This is a genomic window from Curtobacterium sp. 'Ferrero' (assembly GCF_002412165.1).
GTDB lineage: Bacteria > Actinomycetota > Actinomycetes > Actinomycetales > Microbacteriaceae > Curtobacterium.
Genome location: NZ_NXIA01000012.1, coordinates 37,752 through 54,101, shown reverse-complemented (window position 1 = coordinate 54,101; position 16,350 = coordinate 37,752). Strand labels below are relative to the sequence as shown.

18 protein-coding genes are annotated in these 16,350 nt (G+C 71.5%); 10 read left to right on the top strand and 8 right to left on the bottom strand.

What is annotated here, in order from left to right:
• Window positions 1-67: 67 nt before the first annotated feature.
• The 3 genes from Csp2054_RS11585 to pepN all read right to left on the bottom strand — a co-directional run bounded on the left by Csp2054_RS11585 (window position 68) and on the right by pepN (window position 4,207).
• Window positions 68-538 (bottom strand): globin, encoded by a 471-nt coding sequence (locus tag Csp2054_RS11585; RefSeq protein WP_096899469.1) that lies wholly within the window; start codon window positions 536-538, stop codon window positions 68-70.
• Window positions 535-1,593: a mechanosensitive ion channel family protein gene (locus Csp2054_RS11580; RefSeq protein ID WP_096899468.1), complete on the bottom strand. Its 1,059-nt coding sequence runs from the start codon at window positions 1,591-1,593 to the stop codon at window positions 535-537. The genes Csp2054_RS11585 and Csp2054_RS11580 overlap by 4 nt, the downstream gene beginning before the upstream one ends.
• Before the next feature lie 73 nt (window positions 1,594-1,666).
• Window positions 1,667-4,207, bottom strand: a complete 2,541-nt coding sequence (pepN, locus tag Csp2054_RS11575) for an aminopeptidase N (RefSeq protein WP_096899467.1) — start codon at window positions 4,205-4,207, stop codon at window positions 1,667-1,669.
• A gap of 127 nt (window positions 4,208-4,334) precedes the next feature.
• Here pepN and Csp2054_RS11570 point away from each other — a divergent pair, with 127 nt between their 5' ends.
• From Csp2054_RS11570 to Csp2054_RS11545, 6 genes are all read left to right on the top strand, one after another.
• A complete protein-coding gene (locus tag Csp2054_RS11570) occupies window positions 4,335-4,976 on the top strand; it encodes a DsbA family protein (RefSeq protein ID WP_411897153.1) in 642 nt (213 codons plus the stop codon).
• 159 nt (window positions 4,977-5,135) lie between these two features.
• Window positions 5,136-5,393, top strand: a complete 258-nt coding sequence (locus Csp2054_RS11565) for a hypothetical protein (RefSeq protein WP_141399246.1) — start codon at window positions 5,136-5,138, stop codon at window positions 5,391-5,393.
• On the top strand, window positions 5,390-6,088 hold the full coding sequence (locus tag Csp2054_RS11560) for a hypothetical protein (RefSeq protein WP_096899464.1): 699 nt from the start codon (window positions 5,390-5,392) through the stop codon (window positions 6,086-6,088). Before Csp2054_RS11565 ends, Csp2054_RS11560 begins: the two co-directional genes overlap by 4 nt.
• Window positions 6,022-6,609, top strand: coding sequence for a hypothetical protein (locus tag Csp2054_RS11555; RefSeq protein ID WP_096899463.1), 588 nt, complete (start codon window positions 6,022-6,024; stop codon window positions 6,607-6,609). The genes Csp2054_RS11560 and Csp2054_RS11555 overlap by 67 nt, the downstream gene beginning before the upstream one ends.
• 61 nt (window positions 6,610-6,670) lie before the next feature.
• The gene (locus Csp2054_RS11550; RefSeq protein WP_096899462.1) at window positions 6,671-7,126 is read left to right on the top strand and encodes a hypothetical protein; all 456 of its coding nucleotides are present in this window, start codon (window positions 6,671-6,673) and stop codon (window positions 7,124-7,126) included.
• On the top strand, window positions 7,119-8,168 hold the full coding sequence (locus Csp2054_RS11545) for a hypothetical protein (RefSeq protein ID WP_141399245.1): 1,050 nt from the start codon (window positions 7,119-7,121) through the stop codon (window positions 8,166-8,168). Before Csp2054_RS11550 ends, Csp2054_RS11545 begins: the two co-directional genes overlap by 8 nt.
• A gap of 17 nt (window positions 8,169-8,185) precedes the next feature.
• Here Csp2054_RS11545 and Csp2054_RS11540 read toward each other — a convergent pair whose 3' ends face one another.
• Window positions 8,186-8,713, bottom strand: coding sequence for a GNAT family N-acetyltransferase (locus Csp2054_RS11540; protein WP_096899460.1), 528 nt, complete (start codon window positions 8,711-8,713; stop codon window positions 8,186-8,188).
• Between Csp2054_RS11540 and Csp2054_RS11535 the strand changes: the two genes are divergently transcribed.
• Genes Csp2054_RS11535 through Csp2054_RS11525 form a run of 3 tightly spaced genes read left to right on the top strand, consistent with a single transcriptional unit; the run spans window position 8,712 to window position 10,799 of the window.
• Window positions 8,712-9,341 carry a helix-turn-helix domain-containing protein gene (locus Csp2054_RS11535; protein ID WP_096899459.1) on the top strand — a complete coding sequence of 210 codons (630 nt, stop codon included), beginning with the start codon at window positions 8,712-8,714 and terminating at the stop codon, window positions 9,339-9,341. The genes Csp2054_RS11540 and Csp2054_RS11535 overlap by 2 nt on opposite strands.
• Before the next feature lie 21 nt (window positions 9,342-9,362).
• The gene (locus Csp2054_RS11530) at window positions 9,363-9,851 is read left to right on the top strand and encodes a ribose-5-phosphate isomerase (RefSeq protein WP_096899458.1); all 489 of its coding nucleotides are present in this window, start codon (window positions 9,363-9,365) and stop codon (window positions 9,849-9,851) included.
• Between the two features lie 18 nt (window positions 9,852-9,869).
• Complete coding sequence (locus Csp2054_RS11525; RefSeq protein WP_096899457.1) at window positions 9,870-10,799, top strand: Fpg/Nei family DNA glycosylase; 930 nt, start codon at window positions 9,870-9,872, stop codon at window positions 10,797-10,799.
• Window positions 10,800-10,814: 15 nt separating this feature from the next.
• Here the strand turns inward: Csp2054_RS11525 and Csp2054_RS11520 are convergent, their stop codons facing one another.
• Together Csp2054_RS11520 and Csp2054_RS11515 are read right to left on the bottom strand one after the other, a co-directional pair.
• Window positions 10,815-12,257, bottom strand: a complete 1,443-nt coding sequence (locus Csp2054_RS11520) for an amidohydrolase (RefSeq protein ID WP_255252716.1) — start codon at window positions 12,255-12,257, stop codon at window positions 10,815-10,817.
• Between the two features lie 41 nt (window positions 12,258-12,298).
• On the bottom strand, window positions 12,299-12,988 hold the full coding sequence (locus Csp2054_RS11515; protein WP_096899456.1) for an FMN-binding negative transcriptional regulator: 690 nt from the start codon (window positions 12,986-12,988) through the stop codon (window positions 12,299-12,301).
• 33 nt (window positions 12,989-13,021) lie between these two features.
• On the opposite strand from Csp2054_RS11515, the gene Csp2054_RS11510 reads away from it, so the two are divergent.
• Window positions 13,022-14,425: a serine hydrolase domain-containing protein gene (locus tag Csp2054_RS11510; protein ID WP_096899529.1), complete on the top strand. Its 1,404-nt coding sequence runs from the start codon at window positions 13,022-13,024 to the stop codon at window positions 14,423-14,425.
• Window positions 14,426-14,769: 344 nt separating this feature from the next.
• Here Csp2054_RS11510 and Csp2054_RS11505 read toward each other — a convergent pair whose 3' ends face one another.
• Together Csp2054_RS11505 and Csp2054_RS11500 are read right to left on the bottom strand one after the other, a co-directional pair.
• Window positions 14,770-15,594, bottom strand: coding sequence for a helix-turn-helix domain-containing protein (locus Csp2054_RS11505; RefSeq protein WP_096899455.1), 825 nt, complete (start codon window positions 15,592-15,594; stop codon window positions 14,770-14,772).
• A gap of 63 nt (window positions 15,595-15,657) precedes the next feature.
• A complete protein-coding gene (locus tag Csp2054_RS11500) occupies window positions 15,658-16,233 on the bottom strand; it encodes a hypothetical protein (RefSeq protein ID WP_141399244.1) in 576 nt (191 codons plus the stop codon).
• Window positions 16,234-16,350 lie beyond the last annotated feature (117 nt).

The following is a 16,350-nucleotide window of genomic DNA, read 5'->3' as shown; positions in this document are numbered from 1 at the left end:
GACGGGAGGCCCGTGGCGGCGCCGCCACGGGCCTCCCGTCCGTCACGGCGCGGCTGCGCGACGACCGTCAGTCGAAGGTGTTCGTCATGGCGTGCGCCGCGCGGTCGAGGTAGCCCCAGAGCTCGGCCTCGTCGAGGGGCGCGAGTCCGAGTGACTCGACGGCGTCCCGCATGTGGTGGAGCCACCGCTCACGCGCGTCGGGCGTGATCCGGAACGGGTGGTGCCGCATCCGGAGCCGGGGGTGGCCGCGCTCCTCGCTGTAGGTGGTCGGTCCGCCCCAGTACTGCTGCAGGAACGCGGAGAGCCGCCAGACCGCGCCCTCGAGGTCGTCGGCAGGGTACATCGGCCAGATCACGTCGTCCTGTCGCACGCCCTCGTAGAAGCGGCGGACGAGTCGATCGAAGGTCGGTGCACCGCCGATGCGGTCGTACAGCGAACCGGTCGCCGAGACGCCCTGCGCGCCCACACGCAGGGTGATCGGCTGCCCGGGCACGGTGCCCGGCGTCGGGACGTCGGCGGGTGCGGTGTCGTCGGTCATCGGCGGTCCTCGGTGTCGTCGGTGGTGATCGGCTGGCCGAGCAGGTTGCGCTTCGGCTTCCGCGACTTGGTGGGCGCGGGCGTCGGCTGCGTGCGTACGGACCGCAACCCGTTGATGGAGGTGGCGTTCTCCCAGCCGGCCGGCATCACCATCGCCATCGCGGGGAGGGTCACGCCGAGCTCGTCGACGGCGCGCTTCAGCCGGATGCGGAGCTCGCGGCCGACGACGTCCAGTTCGGACGCGCGGGTCTTCACGACGAGGCGGAACACCATGCCGCCGTCGGAGACGGACTGCAGGCCCCAGATCTCGGGCTTCTCGACGATCCGCTGCCGCCAGCGCGGCTCCTGGGACATCGTGACCGCGGCCCGGAGCAGGGCATCCTGCACGGCGTCGATGTCGGTGTCGTAGGGCACGGTGATGTCCACCAGGACGCGGGACCACCCCTGGGAGAGGTTGCCGACGCGGAGGATCTGCCCGTTCGGCACGAACCAGAGGATGCCGTTGACGTCCCGGATCTGCATGACCCGTAGGCCGACGTTCTCGACGACGCCCGTGGCCTGGCCGGTGTCGACGACGTCGCCGACGCCGGCCTGGTCCTCGAGGAGCATGAAGATCCCGGACAGCAGGTCGCGGACGATGCTCTGCGCGCCGACGGCGAGACCGGCCGCGACGAGGGACGCGCCCCCGACGATGCCGACAGCGGCGTTCGGCAGCACCTGCGGGATGATGACCGCGAGTGCGACGATCACGACGACGACGGTCGCCAGGTTCTCGAGGACGCTCCCGAGGGTTCGCGTGCGTTGCACGACACGCGCCGCCTGCACGGGGGAGGCGATGAGCGCCTGGGTGTCCTCGCTGCCCTGGCGGCGCTTGACCCCGGTGACGACCCGGTCGACGACGCCCTTGATCGAGTGGCGGAGGATCAACCGCACGATGATCGCCGCGAGGATCGTGACGACGATGACGATCGGTATCCGCCAGGTCGTCACGAACTCGGTGAAGTTGTTCGAGATCCACTTGGAGGTCTCGTCGGTCCCTGCAGCCAACAACATCATCCGGCCGATGCTAGAGGGCGGGGCCATGGCGTCCGCTGAGGAACGGCACGGCCCCGCCTGCGATCAACGAGGCTCAGGCGTCCGCGGCCTGGACGCGGAGCGCCCGCTCCGTGCCCGCCAGGTTCTCGGTCACGATGCGCCGCAGCGCCGGCGTCTCCGGGTGCGCCTCGAGCCACGCACGAGCGGCGTCGCGCAGCTCGGCCGAGGCGAGCGGCGCCGGGTAGAGCCCGGTGACGATCGTGTCGGCCATGTGGTAGCTGCGCTCGGCCCAGATGCGGGTCAGCACGTCGAAGTACTCCGGGACGAGCCCCTCGAGCACGACCGGGCTGTTCACGTGCTGGAACCCGACCGTGGTCTGGCGCACGATGGCGTTCGGCAGCGCGTCCGAGTCGACGAGCGACGAGAACGCGGCGAGCTTGCCCTCGGCCGTGGGGATCGCCGCACGGGCCCGGGCCGCGGCCTGCTCGCCCGACGCGGTGCGGTCGGCGGCGAGCTCGGTGTCGACGTCGGATCCGTCCGCGGCGCCGGCGAGCACGAGGCCCTCGAGCAGCTCCCAGCGCAGGTCGGTGTCGATCTCGAGCCCGTCGAGCGTGACCGAGCCGTCGCGGAGCCCCCGCAGCGTCGCCACGTGCTCCGGCGTCGACGGGATCTGCGCGAAGAACTTCACGAACTGGAACTGCGCGTCGGAGCCCGCCTCGGCCTCGGTCGCGAGGGTCCAGAGCGCGTCGCCGACCTGCTGGATCGTCGCCTCGGCCTTCGCCGGCGCGACGTAGTTCCGCGCCGTGAGGAGCAGCTGCGACAGGGTCGTGCGGATGGTCGTGGACTCGGTCTCGGTGGCGATGTTGCCGAGCACGAGCCGCACGTAGTCGCTCGCGGGGGCCTCGGCGTCACGGGTGGCGTCCCAGATGGCACCCCACACGATCGAGCGCGCGAGCGGGTTCGCGATGTCGGCGAGGTGCGCGATCGCGGTCTGGCGCGACTGCTCGTCGAGGCGGATCTTCGCGTAGGCGAGGTCGTCGTCGTTGAGCAGGACGAGGTCGCCCCGGTGGACGCCGACGAGCTCCGGGACGTCGGTGCGGGCGCCGTCGACGTCGATCTCGACGCGGTGGGTGCGCTCGAGCTTGCCACCGTCGGCCGCCGCGTAGACGCCGATCGCCAGGCGGTGCGGGCGCAGGGTCGGGTAGTCGGACGGCGCCTCCTGCAGCACCGCGAACGAGGTGATCGTGCCGTCCGCGTCGACGTCGAACTCCGGGCGGAGCGTGTTCACCCCGGCGGTCTCCAGCCAGAGCTTCGACCACTCCGAGAGGTCGCGGCCGCTGGTGGACTCGAGCTCGACGAGCAGGTCGCGCAGCTCGGTGTTCGAGTGGTGGTGCTTCTTGAAGTACGCGGAGACACCGGCGAAGAACGCGTCGATGCCGACCCACGCGACGAGCTGCTTGAGGACCGAGCCGCCCTTGGCGTAGGTGATGCCGTCGAAGTTGACCTGGACGTCCTCGAGGTCGTTGATCGTCGCGACGATCGGGTGCGTCGAGGGCAGCTGGTCCTGCCGGTAGGCCCACGACTTCTCCATGGCCTGGAAGGTCGTCCACGCCTCGGTCCACTCGGTGGCCTCGGCCGTCGCGATCGTGGACGCCCACTCCGCGAAGGACTCGTTGAGCCACAGGTCGTTCCACCACTTCATCGTGACGAGGTCGCCGAACCACATGTGCGCGAGCTCGTGCAGGATCGTGACGACCCGGCGCTCCTTGATCGCGTCGGTCACCTTCGAGCGGAACACGTAGGTCTCGGTGAACGTCACCGCGCCGGCGTTCTCCATCGCGCCCGCGTTGAACTCGGGCACGAACAGCTGGTCGTACTTCTCGAACGGGTACGGGACGTCGAACTTCTCCTCGAAGTACGCGAAGCCCTTCCTGGTGGTCTCGAACACGTACTCCGGGTCGAGGTACTCGGCGAGCGACTTGCGGGCGAAGACCCCGAGCGGGATCGTCCGGCCGTCACGGCTCGTCAGCTCGTCACGCACGACCTCGTACGGGCCGGCGATCAGCGCCGTGATGTAGCTCGAGATCCGGGCGGTCGGCGCGAACGACCACGTGGCGACGTCGCCGTCGACGTGCGGCTCAGGGGTGGGGGCGTTCGAGACGACCTGCCACCGGGCCGGCGCCGTGACGGTGAACGAGAACTCGGCCTTGAGGTCCGGCTGCTCGAACACGGCGAACATGCGCCGCGAGTCCGGCACCTCGAACTGGGAGTACAGGTACACCTCGTCGTCGACCGGGTCCACGAAGCGGTGCAGGCCCTCGCCCGTGTTCGTGTACAGCGCGTCGGCGACGACGACGAGCTCGTTCTGCTCCTGCAGCCCGTCGAGTTGGATCCGCACGCCGTCGGCCACCGCGTCGACGTCGAGCGCGGTGCCGTTCAGCGTGACGGAGTGCACGGTCTTCGTGATCGCGTCGATGAAGGTCGAGGCCCCGGCCGTCGCGGTGAACCGCACGCGGGTGGTGCTGCCGAAGGTCTCGGCGCCGCGGGTGAGGTCGAGTTCCACGTCGTACGACTGCACGTCGACGATCGCGGCGCGTTCCTGGGCTTCGATTCGGGTGAGGTTCTCTCCGGGCACGGACGCTCCAACTTCCACTGGGGACGCGGACGGTCGTTGTCCGCGTGCGAGGGGTGGTCCCGGCACGGCGTCGTGCACCGGCGGGACGGTCGAGTCCAGCCTAGCGAGCGCGCGTACGCTCGCACCCGTGACCGACACGACTGTGGACAAGACGACCGAACGCACCGCTGTGGACTTCTGGTTCGACCCGAACTGCCCCTGGGCCTGGATGACGAGCCGCTGGGTCGGCGAGGTCGAGCGCCAGCGCCCGATCGACGTGACCTGGCACGTGATGAGCCTGTTCGTGCTCAACGAGCACCAGGACGTCCCGGAGAGCTACCGCGAGCGGCTCACCGCTGGCCAGGTGTACCCGCGGATCGTCACCGCGGCACGACTCCGGCACGGCGACCAGGTCGTCAAGCCGCTGTACGACGCGCTCGGCGAGCACATCCAACATCGGCAGGAGTCGGACCCGGAGCAGGTCGTCCCCGCGGTCCTCGCCGAGCTCGACCTCGACGCCGACCTCGTCGAGTACGCCTGGACCGACGAGGTCGACCAGGCCGTGCGCGCGAGCCACCAGGACGGCATCGAGCGCGTCGGCCAGGACGTCGGCACGCCGGTGATCGCCGTCGAAGGCACCGCGTTCTTCGGACCCGTCATCTCGCCGGCGCCGAAGGGCCAGGAGGCCCTCGACCTCTGGGACGGCGTCGTCGCCGTCGCGAAGTACCCGGGCTTCTTCGAGCTGAAGCGCTCCCGCACGGTCGGCCCGATCTTCGACACCACCGCCTGAGACAGCTGTCGCTGTCGGACGGGAGGCGTGGTGCGGGCTGGCACCGCGCCTCCCGTCCTGCTACGGTCGCTTCCGTCCGGTGAAGTATCAGGGGATGGGGATCTCGATGGGGTGTCGTACCGCGTTGACCATGGGGAGTGCGACCGGACGGTCGCGGACGTGCGCGTTGCCGCGGCCGAAGTCGCCGAGCACGCGGCAGGGATGTGCGGTGCGCTCGACGCACTCGTGACCGCTGCTGGGGGATCGCCCGAGGTCGCCGCGGCGCTCGCGTCGTTCGCTGTGGAGCGAGCGGCCACCGCGGAGCGGGTCGGGACGCACCTGCAGGCCGTCAGTGCTGTCGGAGTCGTCGCACTCGCGGCCGTCGACGAAGCCGACGCGCGGATGGCGAGCCGGACGTCGCAGGCGGCACGCCGTTGACCGCGATCATCGCGGTGGACGCGCTCGACGAGATCCGACTGGACATGGCGTCGGTCGTCGCGGCCGCAGCGTCGCTCCGTGACGTCGCGGAGAATGTCCACGCGTCCGCTTCCGACGGTGACCGGGCTTGGTCGGCGATGCCGGCGGTGTTCGAGATGCCCGGTGTGAGGGATGCGATGCCGGCGATGACGCACCGCTCGACGAGCGTCGCCGACGAGCTCGCCGACAGCGTCCGACGACTGCACCGACTCCTGGATGCGGCATCCTTCGAGTTCGCGGAGTTCCGCACCAGCCGCGCTGCGGTCGCCGAACGGATCTCCACCTTCGCCAGGGGTCTGGACGCAGCCGTCGCGCGGCACGATGCCGCGCTCCCGGAGCCGCCCACCAGTCCCACGCCGTGGGAGCAGGTGCCCGCGCTCGCCGTCGAGGACGCCGCAATCCGGACCGCTGTGGCCGCCTGGAACGAGCAGGGGCGGGCTTGGCAGCGAGAACTGGCCCGCCGGATCCGCGCGATCTCCGGCGGCGAGTCGACGTCGGGGCTCGCGACGGACGGGACCGACGTCCGGACCGCGAGCCTGGTGGCACCGGCACCGCTCCCAGGATTCCCGTCGACACCGTTCCAGTTCCCGTGGCCGTGGCTCGGCGCTGCGGGCGGGACCGCCGCGGGGAGCGGTTCTGCGGCCGGGGGGGGCTGAGCGCGCTCGGACTGCTCGGCATCCTCTTCGGTCTGAGCGGCGACGCGAAGCAGCAGACGCCTGCCGAAGTCATGCGGCAGCGGATGGCGCAGGCCGACCGGGACGCCTGGGCGTGGACGCACGATCCGCTCACCGGCAAGCCGCGCGAGGTCGCGGGTGGTGCTGGCATCATGACCGATGCCGTCGGGCCGATGACGGGCGCGGAAGCTGACAGAACGATCGGCGCGATCGGCCGGCCCGGAGACAGCCCGCCCCATCGCGTGGTCGACACGCCCGAGCATGTCGTGCAAGCCTGGCGGGAACTGAGTCGCGGTGGACGAGCCACTGCAGACTCGACGCCGGATCGCATCGCCGTCGTCCTGCCGGACGGAACGCGTGTCCAGTACCGGCGGGACAGCAAATCTGGCGGCCCTGTGGTCGAGGTGCAACGCGACGGAGTCAAGCCGGTCAAAGTGCACATGCCGAAGGGGTCTGATCCCCACGATCTTCCGAACGACGCACATCCAGAGGGATACGGATGAACTTGGAGACCCGGCAGGGTTGGGAGGCATCGGGTCCACACGAACCACTGGAAGGCGCTCAATGAACCAACTGACCTACCAACTTCTCGCCGATGTCGCAGACGGTCTCGGCACGGACCTCCACGGGTGGCACACGACGCTTGCATCACGTACCGGCGAGGACGACGCGACAACGCGCTCCCGTGTCCTCGGCTACATCCGGGCATCGGTCGAGCAGGACATCATGGGACTCGGGTCGCTCGAACCCGACGAGGATGGTCGGGGGAGGTGGTCGAACTGGGAAGGGTCGGTGACGGAACGTCTCGAGCGAGCTCACGAGAGATACGGCACGACCGGCACCCTCTGGAACGTCTTCGCGACCGATACCCCTCGAGGGATGGCTCTCTACGAGGCCGAGCGGGTCCGCCGCAGAGCAGCGGGCCTCGATCCGGATGCACACGTGGGCCATTACTTCGAAGGGATCTGGGACGCAGACGGCAACGTCGTCGAGCCGCACGGGGATGAGATCGTTGTCTGAAGCAGGCCTCGAGTACGTCCCCTTCCCAGCGCAGGAAGTCCGCGAGATGCCCGACGGCTCGATCGCGGCGATGCGGGAGCCGCTTCCGGGACACGAGGCGTACATCGATGTCGTCCCTCCCGTCGACGCCGAGGATCCCCGGGTGCAGCGGCGCAGCGTCCGGCGCGACGGTGGGTTGCCACCGAGCAACGAGCCAGCGCCCCGGACGCCCGAAGAACAGCTGCTCCTCGGACTCACGGAGTTCAACCGGAACGGGTGCGCGACCGACCTCCGCGCGCTGCACCGCATGGCGCGGACCGACCACGAGCCCGACGGTGCCCGAGCCCGGGCGATGGCGCTACGGACCGTCGAGGTCGGCATTCGTCGGGGCCTCCTGACGAGCGGGATGTTCGTCCGCGCCGGCTCAGAGCTCGCATTCGTCGAACCCGAGCGCAGCAGCGCGGACCGGATCGCGACGGTGCGGAGTCGCTACGTCACAGCACCCGGTGTCGCTGAGCCGGACGATGACCTCGCGAACTCGGTGTGGTTGATGAACACGACGGACGGCGAACGGTACGCGCGCACGCACAGTGCCGAGCCCGCCGAGGACGACCATGCGCTCGATGCCGGACCGACCCCGACCCCGAGCGAGCCCGCGGTCGTCGTGCGCTCCTCGAGTGACGAATGGGACGACAAGAACCACGCACTGCTCGCGGACAACGTCTTCACCGAGCTCCGGTACGGCCAGCTCACGTGGGACGCCGGCATCGACGAGAAGACGCTCAAGAGCGTGGCGTGGGGGATCGCCGCCGAGATCGCGTACGCCTTCGAGGTCAAGTGGTCGCCGGATTGGGTACCGAAGGGACACCCGCACCGGTGGCAAGACGACGAGGGCTGGCACACGCGGTGCAACGAGTGTCTCGCGGAGAGCCAGGCGGAGGCCGAGGAAGTGGTCGCCTGGGAGTGGTTCGCCACGCATCGTCCGCTTGCACACGGCGACACCGCTCCGGCGTTCCGACCGTCACCGCCACCGATCGAGGTCCCGCTGCCCGGCGACGAGTGACCGGCGATGTTGCGAGCTCAGCCCAAGCGCAACTGCATGAGCGTGAGGTCGAGCCACCGGTCGAACTTCCGCCCGACCTCCGGCAGGACACCGACGGTGACGAACCCGAGCCGCTCGTGCAGCGCGATCGACCCCGTGTTCGACGAGCAGATGCCCGCCATCATGACGTGCATCCCGGCTGCCCGGGCGTGCGCCACCAGCGCGTCCATGAGCGTCCGGGCGATGCCCCGACCCCGGAACGCGGGGACGACGTAGACGCTGTGCTCGACCGTGTGCCGGTACCCCTCGTGCGGCCGGAACGCGCTGTAGGTCACGTAGCCCGCGACCGCCCCGTCGACCTCGGCGACGAGCACCGGGAGTCCGGCCGCCCGGCGCTCGGCGAGCCAGCCGTCGAACCACGAGCGCGGGTGCGGCTCCTCCTGCCAGATGGCCGTCGTGTGCAGGACGGCGTCGACGTGCAGCGCGTGGACGACGTCGAGGTCCCGCGGTTCGCAGTCGCGGACGGTCACCGGGCCCGTTCCGTTCGTCGCATATGCTGTCGCCATGTCTCAGATCGTAGACGCACCGGAGTCGGAACCGGAAACGGCGGACGACGCTGCCCAGCGGCGGCTCGGGGAACGGCTGCAGCGCCTGCGGACCGAGCGGAAGTGGAGCCTCACCGAGCTCGCGGAGGAGTCCGGCGTCTCCCGCGCCATGATCAACCGCGTCGAGCGCGGGGTGTCGAGCCCCACGGCGACGATCCTCGGGCGGCTCTCCGGCGCGTTCGGGCTCACGGTGTCACAGCTCCTCGACGAGTCGCTCGAGCACGAGGTGCCGAGGGGAGCCGACCCCGACGAGGCGCGCGGCGTCCAACGCGGCGCGACCGCGGACTCCTGGACCGATCCCGACACCGGGTACCGGCGCCGTCCCGTCTCGAGTGCGGACTTCCCCGCGGACGTGACCGAGGTGCGCCTCCCGGCCGGCCGCGAAGTGGCCTACCCGGCGTCCGCGTACGCCTTCCTGCGCCACTGCATCTGGGTGCTCGACGGGACGCTGGAACTCGTCGTCGGCGACGCGGTGACGCGGCTCGCCGCGGGCGACCGGATCGAGCTCGGCGAGCCCGCAGACGTCGTGTACCGGAACGCCGGCGACGACGTGGCACGGTACGTCGTCATCGTGGTCAGGGGGCGCTGACCCCGGGAATAGGATCGGTCCATGCGCATCCACCTCGGAACGGACCACGCCGGCCTCGAGTTCAACAAGACCCTCGCCACCCACCTGACCGAGGCGGGACACGAGGTCGTGGACCACGGTCCGACCGAGTACGACGCGCTCGACGACTACCCCTCGTTCTGCATCAACGCGGCGCACGCGGTCGTGCAGGACCAGCGTGCGGGTGTCGAGGCGCTCGGCGTCGTGTTCGGCGGGTCGGGCAACGGCGAGCAGATCGCCGCGAACAAGGTGGAGGGCGTCCGGGCCGCGCTCGTCTGGAACGAGTCGACTGCGCTCCTCGCCCGCCAGCACAACGACGCCAACGTGATCTCGATCGGCGCTCGGCAGCACACCGAGGACGAGGCGATCCGCTTCGTCGACCTCTTCATCGCGGAGCCGTTCTCGGGCGAGGAGCGCCACGCCCGCCGCATCGCGCAGCTCGCCGAGTACGAGACGACGGGGCACATCGCCGGTAAGCAGATCGACGAGTAGGCCGGGTAGACAGGCTCCATGCCCGAGGGTCACTCCGTCCACCGCATCGCCAACCAGTTCACCCGGCACTTCGTCGGCAAGCGCTGCGAGGTGTCGAGTCCGCAGGGACGGTTCGCCGCCGGTGCCGCGCGGCTCGACGGCAAGCGCATGGTCGCGGCGCGGGCGGTCGGCAAGCAGATGTTCCTCGAGTTCGAGGGCGACCTGTTCCTGCGCGTCCACCTCGGCCTGTACGGCGCGTGGGACTTCGCGGGAGTGATCTCCTCGGCCGAGGCGCTCTCCGAGGACGGCGACGGCGAGGAGTCGCTGTCGTCCATCGGTGCCCCGCGGCTCGCCCGGTACCGCATGGCCGAGCAGGAGAAGGCGGAGGACCCGATCGAGGCGTTCCCACCGGACCCGGTCGGACAGGTGCGCGTCCGCATCCTCACCGAGGACACCGTCGCCGACCTCCGCGGCCCGACGGCCTGCGTGGTCGAGGACCCGGCGGGCGTCCAGAAGGCCCTCGACAAGCTCGGTCCCGACCCGATCAACGACGACGGTCCGGAGGCCGAGCAGACCTTCGTCGAGAACGTCCGGAAGCGTCGGGTCGCGATCGGTCAGCTGCTCATGGATCAGTCCGTCGTGAGCGGCATCGGCAACATCTACCGCGCGGAGCTCCTGTTCCGGCAGCGCATCGACCCGTACAAGCCGGGGAACAAGCTCACGGTCAAGCAGGCGAAGGCCCTGTGGCACGACTGGTCGGAGCTCCTGCACGCGGGCGTCCGCGACGGTCTGATGCTCACGATGGACGGGCTGTCGAAGGCCGACCACGCCAAGGCCGTGCGCTCGCGGAAGGACCGCCACTGGGTCTACCACCGGCAGGGCGAGCCGTGCCGGGTGTGCGGCACCGAGATCCGGATGGCCGACATGGCCGGACGCAAGCTCTACTGGTGTCCGAAGGACCAGAAGTAGGGCCCGTCACGTCCGTCACAGGTCGAGGTGCGTGAACCGTCCCTCGATCGCGGTGCCGAGCACCCGGGCGGAGCGCAGCGCGCCCGACGAGGCAGCCGCCAGCGGGTCCTCCGCCAGCAGCACGACGTCGGCGACGTCCCCGACGGACACCCCGACCCGGCCGCCCTCGGTCGAACCACGCCACGCGGTCAGCACGTCGAGTCGTTCCGACGGGTGCCACGGCTCGCGTCCGTCGCGGTCCCGTCCGACGGCGGCGGCCATCGCCACCCACGGGTCCAGCGGTGCGACCGGCGCGTCGGAACCGAGCCACAGCGCCGCGCCCGCCCGGTGCAACGAGGCCAGCGGGAACGCCCGGTGCGTCTCACCGGCCCAGTAGCGGTCGGCGATGTCCCGGTCGTCCATGGCGTGCTCGGGCTGCACGGACGCGACGACCCCGAGGCGTGCGAACCGCTCGACGTCGGCGTCCACGAGGAGCTGCGCGTGCTCGATCGAGCCGCGGGCGCCGACGGCCTCGAACACGTCGAGTGCGATGGTGTTGGCCCGGTCGCCGATCGCGTGCACCGCGGGCACCAGACCGGCATCGACCGCGCGACGGACCATCGCCTCGAGGTCCTCGACCGCGTACGCCAGCACGCCGGACCCGTCGGTCATCGCCGCGGTCCGGGTGCCGAGCGACCCGTCCGTGATGACCTTGAACGGACCCATCCGCACCAGGCCGCGGGTCCCCGGCATGACGTCCCCCGTGCGCAGGCCCCGCGCGACGGCGGCGTCGAGCTCGTCCGGGTACACGCCCGAGTCGACGCGCAGGCCGTCGGTACCCGCGTGCACCCGTCGCGTCCACCGGTCGATGCCGAACACCATCTCGAGGTCGGTCACCCGCGTCACGCCGCGGGCGGCGGCGGCCTCGACGGCGTCGGCCGCGTAGGCGTCGAGCACGTCGTCCGGCACGCGCGAGAGCGCGGCGGTCACGTCGAAGGCGTCCTGCTCGCGCAGGATCCCGTCGTCGGCCGCCTGCAGGCGGCGTCCGACGAGCTGCTCCACCGCGGCGAGCGCGAGCGTGTTGCACCAGACGGCGTGCAGGTCGGCGCTGATGACGACGACCGGGAGGCCCGGTGCGGCTCCGTCGAGCAGCGCACGTCGCGCAGGGCGCGGCCACAGGGCATCGCGGAAGCCGTGGCCGACGAGGACCCGGTCCGACACACCGGTCCGTGCGACCGCGGCGACCGCCGCGGCCGTGTCCTCGGCGGTGTGCTGCTCGGAGACGTCGACGCGACGGCGGACGAGGGCCCACTGGTCGAAGTGCACGTGGTGGTCGACGAGCCCGGGGCCGAGCCAGGCACCGGACGCCTCGACGACCTCGCTGTCCGCGTCGGAGGGATCGAGCGTGCCGGCCGGCGCGATCGTGGCGACCCGCCCGTCGACGACCAGCACGTCGGACGGGGCACCGGACGTCCCCACGCGCCGGACCGTGCGGAGCAGGACCTCTGCTCTCCCCACCGTCACGGCCGGTCCGCCGCTGGCGCGTCGGCTCGGGACCGGCGGCGTGGGCCCAGCGCCTCCCGGCCGTGTGCCCGGACCATCTCGTCGGCGAGCGCCGGCGACGCGTAGGGGCCGTCGCCGCGCAGTCCCGCGACGATCCGCTCGACGACCTCGGGCGCCTTGTTCTGGGACAGCTTCGCGCGCGCGTCGAACCGGGTGACCCGGATGCGGATGCCCACGGTGCCGAGCGCGATCCGGCGGGCGGTGGCCTCGTCGACGTCGAGGGACACCGGCTCGGGCATCCGCTGTTCGAAGTGGTCCACGAGTTCGCCGAGGACGCGGAAGTTCTCGTCGTCGGACAGGACCTCCGGGGTGCCCCAGCAGTGGGCGGTGACGTGGTTCCAGGTGGGCACGAACTGCTCGGGCGGGTACCAGGCGGGGGAAACGTACCCGTGCGGCCCCTGGAACACGACGAGGACCTCGTGCCGGCCGAGCTCGTGCGCGACCTCGTCGGGGCGGCCGACGTGGGAGACGAGCACGATCTCGTCGGAGCCGGGGTCCGCGTCGGCGCTCGTGTCGAGCAGCACCGGGTAGTGGGAGGCGACCAGACCCGCGTCGGTGTGCGACACGATCGTGGCCCACGGGTGCTCCCGGATGAGCCGTCGCACCTCGTCGACGTCGGTCACCAGGAAGTGGGGTGTGTGCCGCATGGGTCGAGCGTGGCACATGCCAGGGTGGAGCACATGACGAACCGCGCCGCGTACGAGACCGTCCTGCCGTACATCCGGGAGTGGGTGTCGTACAAGGTGTGGCAGCTGCGGGTGCCCGGCGTGCAGGTGGCGATCGGGTACGGCGGAGCGGAGCTGTTCTCGGAGGCGTGGGGCTGGGCCGACGTCGAGGCCCGCCGCCCGCTGACCACGATGAGCATCTTCCGCATCGCCTCGCACTCGAAGACGTTCACCGCGACGGCCCTCCTGCAGCTGGCGGAACGGGGGCGGCTCCGGCTCGACGACCCGGTGGGCCGGTACGTCCCAGCACTCGTCGACGGCGGGTCGCCGATCGCCGACGCCACGATCCGGGAGCTCATGGAGATGGGTGCCGGCGTCATCCGCGACGGCCACGACGGCGACCACTGGTCACAGCTCCGGCCGTTCCCGGACGAGCAGGCACTCCTCGACCTCGTGCTCGACCGCGGGCAGAAGACCCCGGCGGGGGCGTCGTTCGGCTACTCGAACCTCGGGTACGGCTTGCTCGGACTCGTCGTCGCCGCGGCGAGCGGTGAAACCTACGCCGACTTCGTCCGGCGATCGATCGTGGAGCCGCTCGGGTTGACCGGTACCGGTCCGGACTGGGACCCGGACCGGGCGGACGAGTTCGTCGTGGGCTACTCGGGGCTGCACACCGGCCGGACCCGCCATCGCTTCGAGCACGTCGACACCCGGGCCCTGGCCGCGGCGACCGGCTTCCACGGCACGGCGTCCGACCTCGTCCGGTACTTCTCGCAGCACGTCATCGGCCACGGCGACCTGCTCTCCGACCACGCGAAGCGTCTCGCGCAGCGGGTGGCGTGGAGCCCGTCCGACACCGGGGGAACCCGCGGCTACGGCGCCGGGTTCATCACCGACACGCAGGGCGGCCGTGCCGTGCGGGGGCACTCCGGCGGGTTCCCCGGACACATCACGCAGTCGTGGTTCGACCCGGATTCGGGGCTCGTCGTGTCGGTGCTGACGAGCGCAGCGGGCGGGCCGGCCACGCTCATCGCCAACGCCGTGCTGGCGCTCCTCGACGCCGCAGCCGACCCGTCGGCCGCCGGGTCCCCGATCCCGGACGAGGTCGACTCGACTCGGTTCACCGGCCGGTTCGCGAACCCGTGGGGCGTCACCGACGTGGCCAGGATCGGCGACCGGCTCCTCGCGATCGACCCGACGGCGCCGGCGCCACTCGAGTCGCCCACCCGCCTCGCGGTCGTGGACGCGGACACCCTCCGGATGACGCACGGCTCCCGCTTCGGGTCGATCGACGAGGAGATCACCTACGACCGGGCCGCGGACGGCTCCGTGCGGTCGATCCGCGGTGGGGGCGGCATGACCGAGACGCCGTGGACGCTCCCCGACGAGTCTCCCGAGGTCGCCGCAGCCCTCGTCTGACCGCGCGGCAGCCCGCACCCGCACCCGCACCCGCACCCGCACCCACACCCACACCCGCACCCGCACCCGCACCCACACCCAGGGTCCCCGAGGAACGGCGGGCGACCGGGTCCGCGATCCGTTCGGTGGCCGATCGGGGGATCCCGGTGCGGGGAGAACGAACCCGATCGGCCATCGCCAGGAACGGGAACCTGTCCTCGACGGCGGGCCTGGGCGGGGCGCTCGTGCCGACGGCTCCGGCTTTGCGTCGGGGAGTGCGTGGGGGAGTGCGTCGCGGAGTGCGAGGGGAAGTGCGTCGGGGATCGCGTGGGGGAGCGGATGCACGAGCGGGCGTCTGTGCGACATCAGCACGCCGACGCGGGCGGATGGCCGTTCGGCGGTCGGGTGTTCGCGAGCGCGCGGCGCATCGCGGCGACCGACGCGTACCCGTTGCGTACCGCGACGGCGGCGGGTTCCGTCCCGCGCTGCAGATCGCCCCGGATGCGGAGCGAGCGGTACCACCGGCCGAGTGCGGTCGGCGTGAGTCCGGTGGCCTCTGCGCAGCGCCGGCGGAGGGTCCGCGCGGACATCCTCGTCGCTCCGAGCAGGTCGTCGATCCGTGGCGTCCGGGTCGGGTCGAAGAGGACGTCGAGGACCGCGCCGAGACTGTTGTCCGCAGCGAGGACCGGCGGCGGACCGTGCCGCAGGACGGTGGTCACGACCACCTGTGCCAGGGCGTCGGCCTGACCATGGCCCCAGCGCTGCGGGAGCCCCGAGAACTGCTGTACAGCTTCCACGATGGTCGGCTCGGGGACGCCGTGTGGCTGCGTCTCGAGGAACTCCGGCAGTGCGAGCGCCTCGTCGGCGAGCGGTCCGAACGACGCCGAGCCGACCGCGACGCCGGTCACGCGCGGGAAGTCCGGATCGGGGTCCCCAGGGGGAGGATGCGTCGTGGAGGACGTCCCGACCGACATCGGGATGCCGCCCCTGAGGAGCGCGGCGCAGCCCGGGTACAGCAGCCACGACCGGTCTCCGCGCTGCAGGACGACCGTGGCGTACCGCGTGGCGACCCACGACGCGTCGACCTGCCCGAGCGGGAGCGTCCAGTCCGGCTGGGCCGACAGGACCTCGTGCCCGAAGCGGCACGACACCTGCGCGATGTCGACCAGGGCCTGGAGCGCGTCCGTCACGTCCGCATCGTGGCAGGACGCAGACGCCCGCGCGACGCGGATCCCCGAGCTGTGGAGAACGGGTCAGCGGACCTCGGCGGACGACCAGAGCGTCCGCACCCCGGCCCCGACCGGACGCAGCAGAGGCGGGAGGAACAGCACGCCCGCGGCTCCGTACGTCACCGCCTGCACGATGCTCGGTGCCACGACGATCACGTCGAGCGCCGTCTGCGACACCAGGGTGAGCGGGAAGAACCAGCTCAGCGCGAAGTGGCCGACGACCAGCCCGGCGGCACCCACGGCGACGATCCACCCCAGGACGCGCCGGTACCCCGTCGAACCGCGGACCACAAGGACGCCGAAGCCGAGGAGCAGCCCGATCCCGATCAGGTCGAGGAACGAGCCGATGACGCCGGGCACCGGCCACGAGACGGCGTACAGCAGGGTGGCGAGCGCGAAGGTCACGGTCGCCCGCGCCCCGCTGCGGTGCGCGGCCACGAGCACCACGGCGGCCCCGACCGCACCGATCACGGCACCAGCGACGAGCCACCTGCCGGGGACGAAGACGATCGTGACCTCGAGGACGCCGCGCACCGCCGGGACGAAAGCCGCGACGACGGCGGCGAGTGCGATCCAGTGTTCCCCCGTGCTCCTCTGCATGCCGGCAGCGTACGCCCGGTCGGGGCGGACCGGGGCGGGCGCGCCGCGTGCGGGGGACAACCCCACCCCGCAACCGGGAGGCGGCAGGATGGGACGAGGACCCTCCGGTCGGGAGGC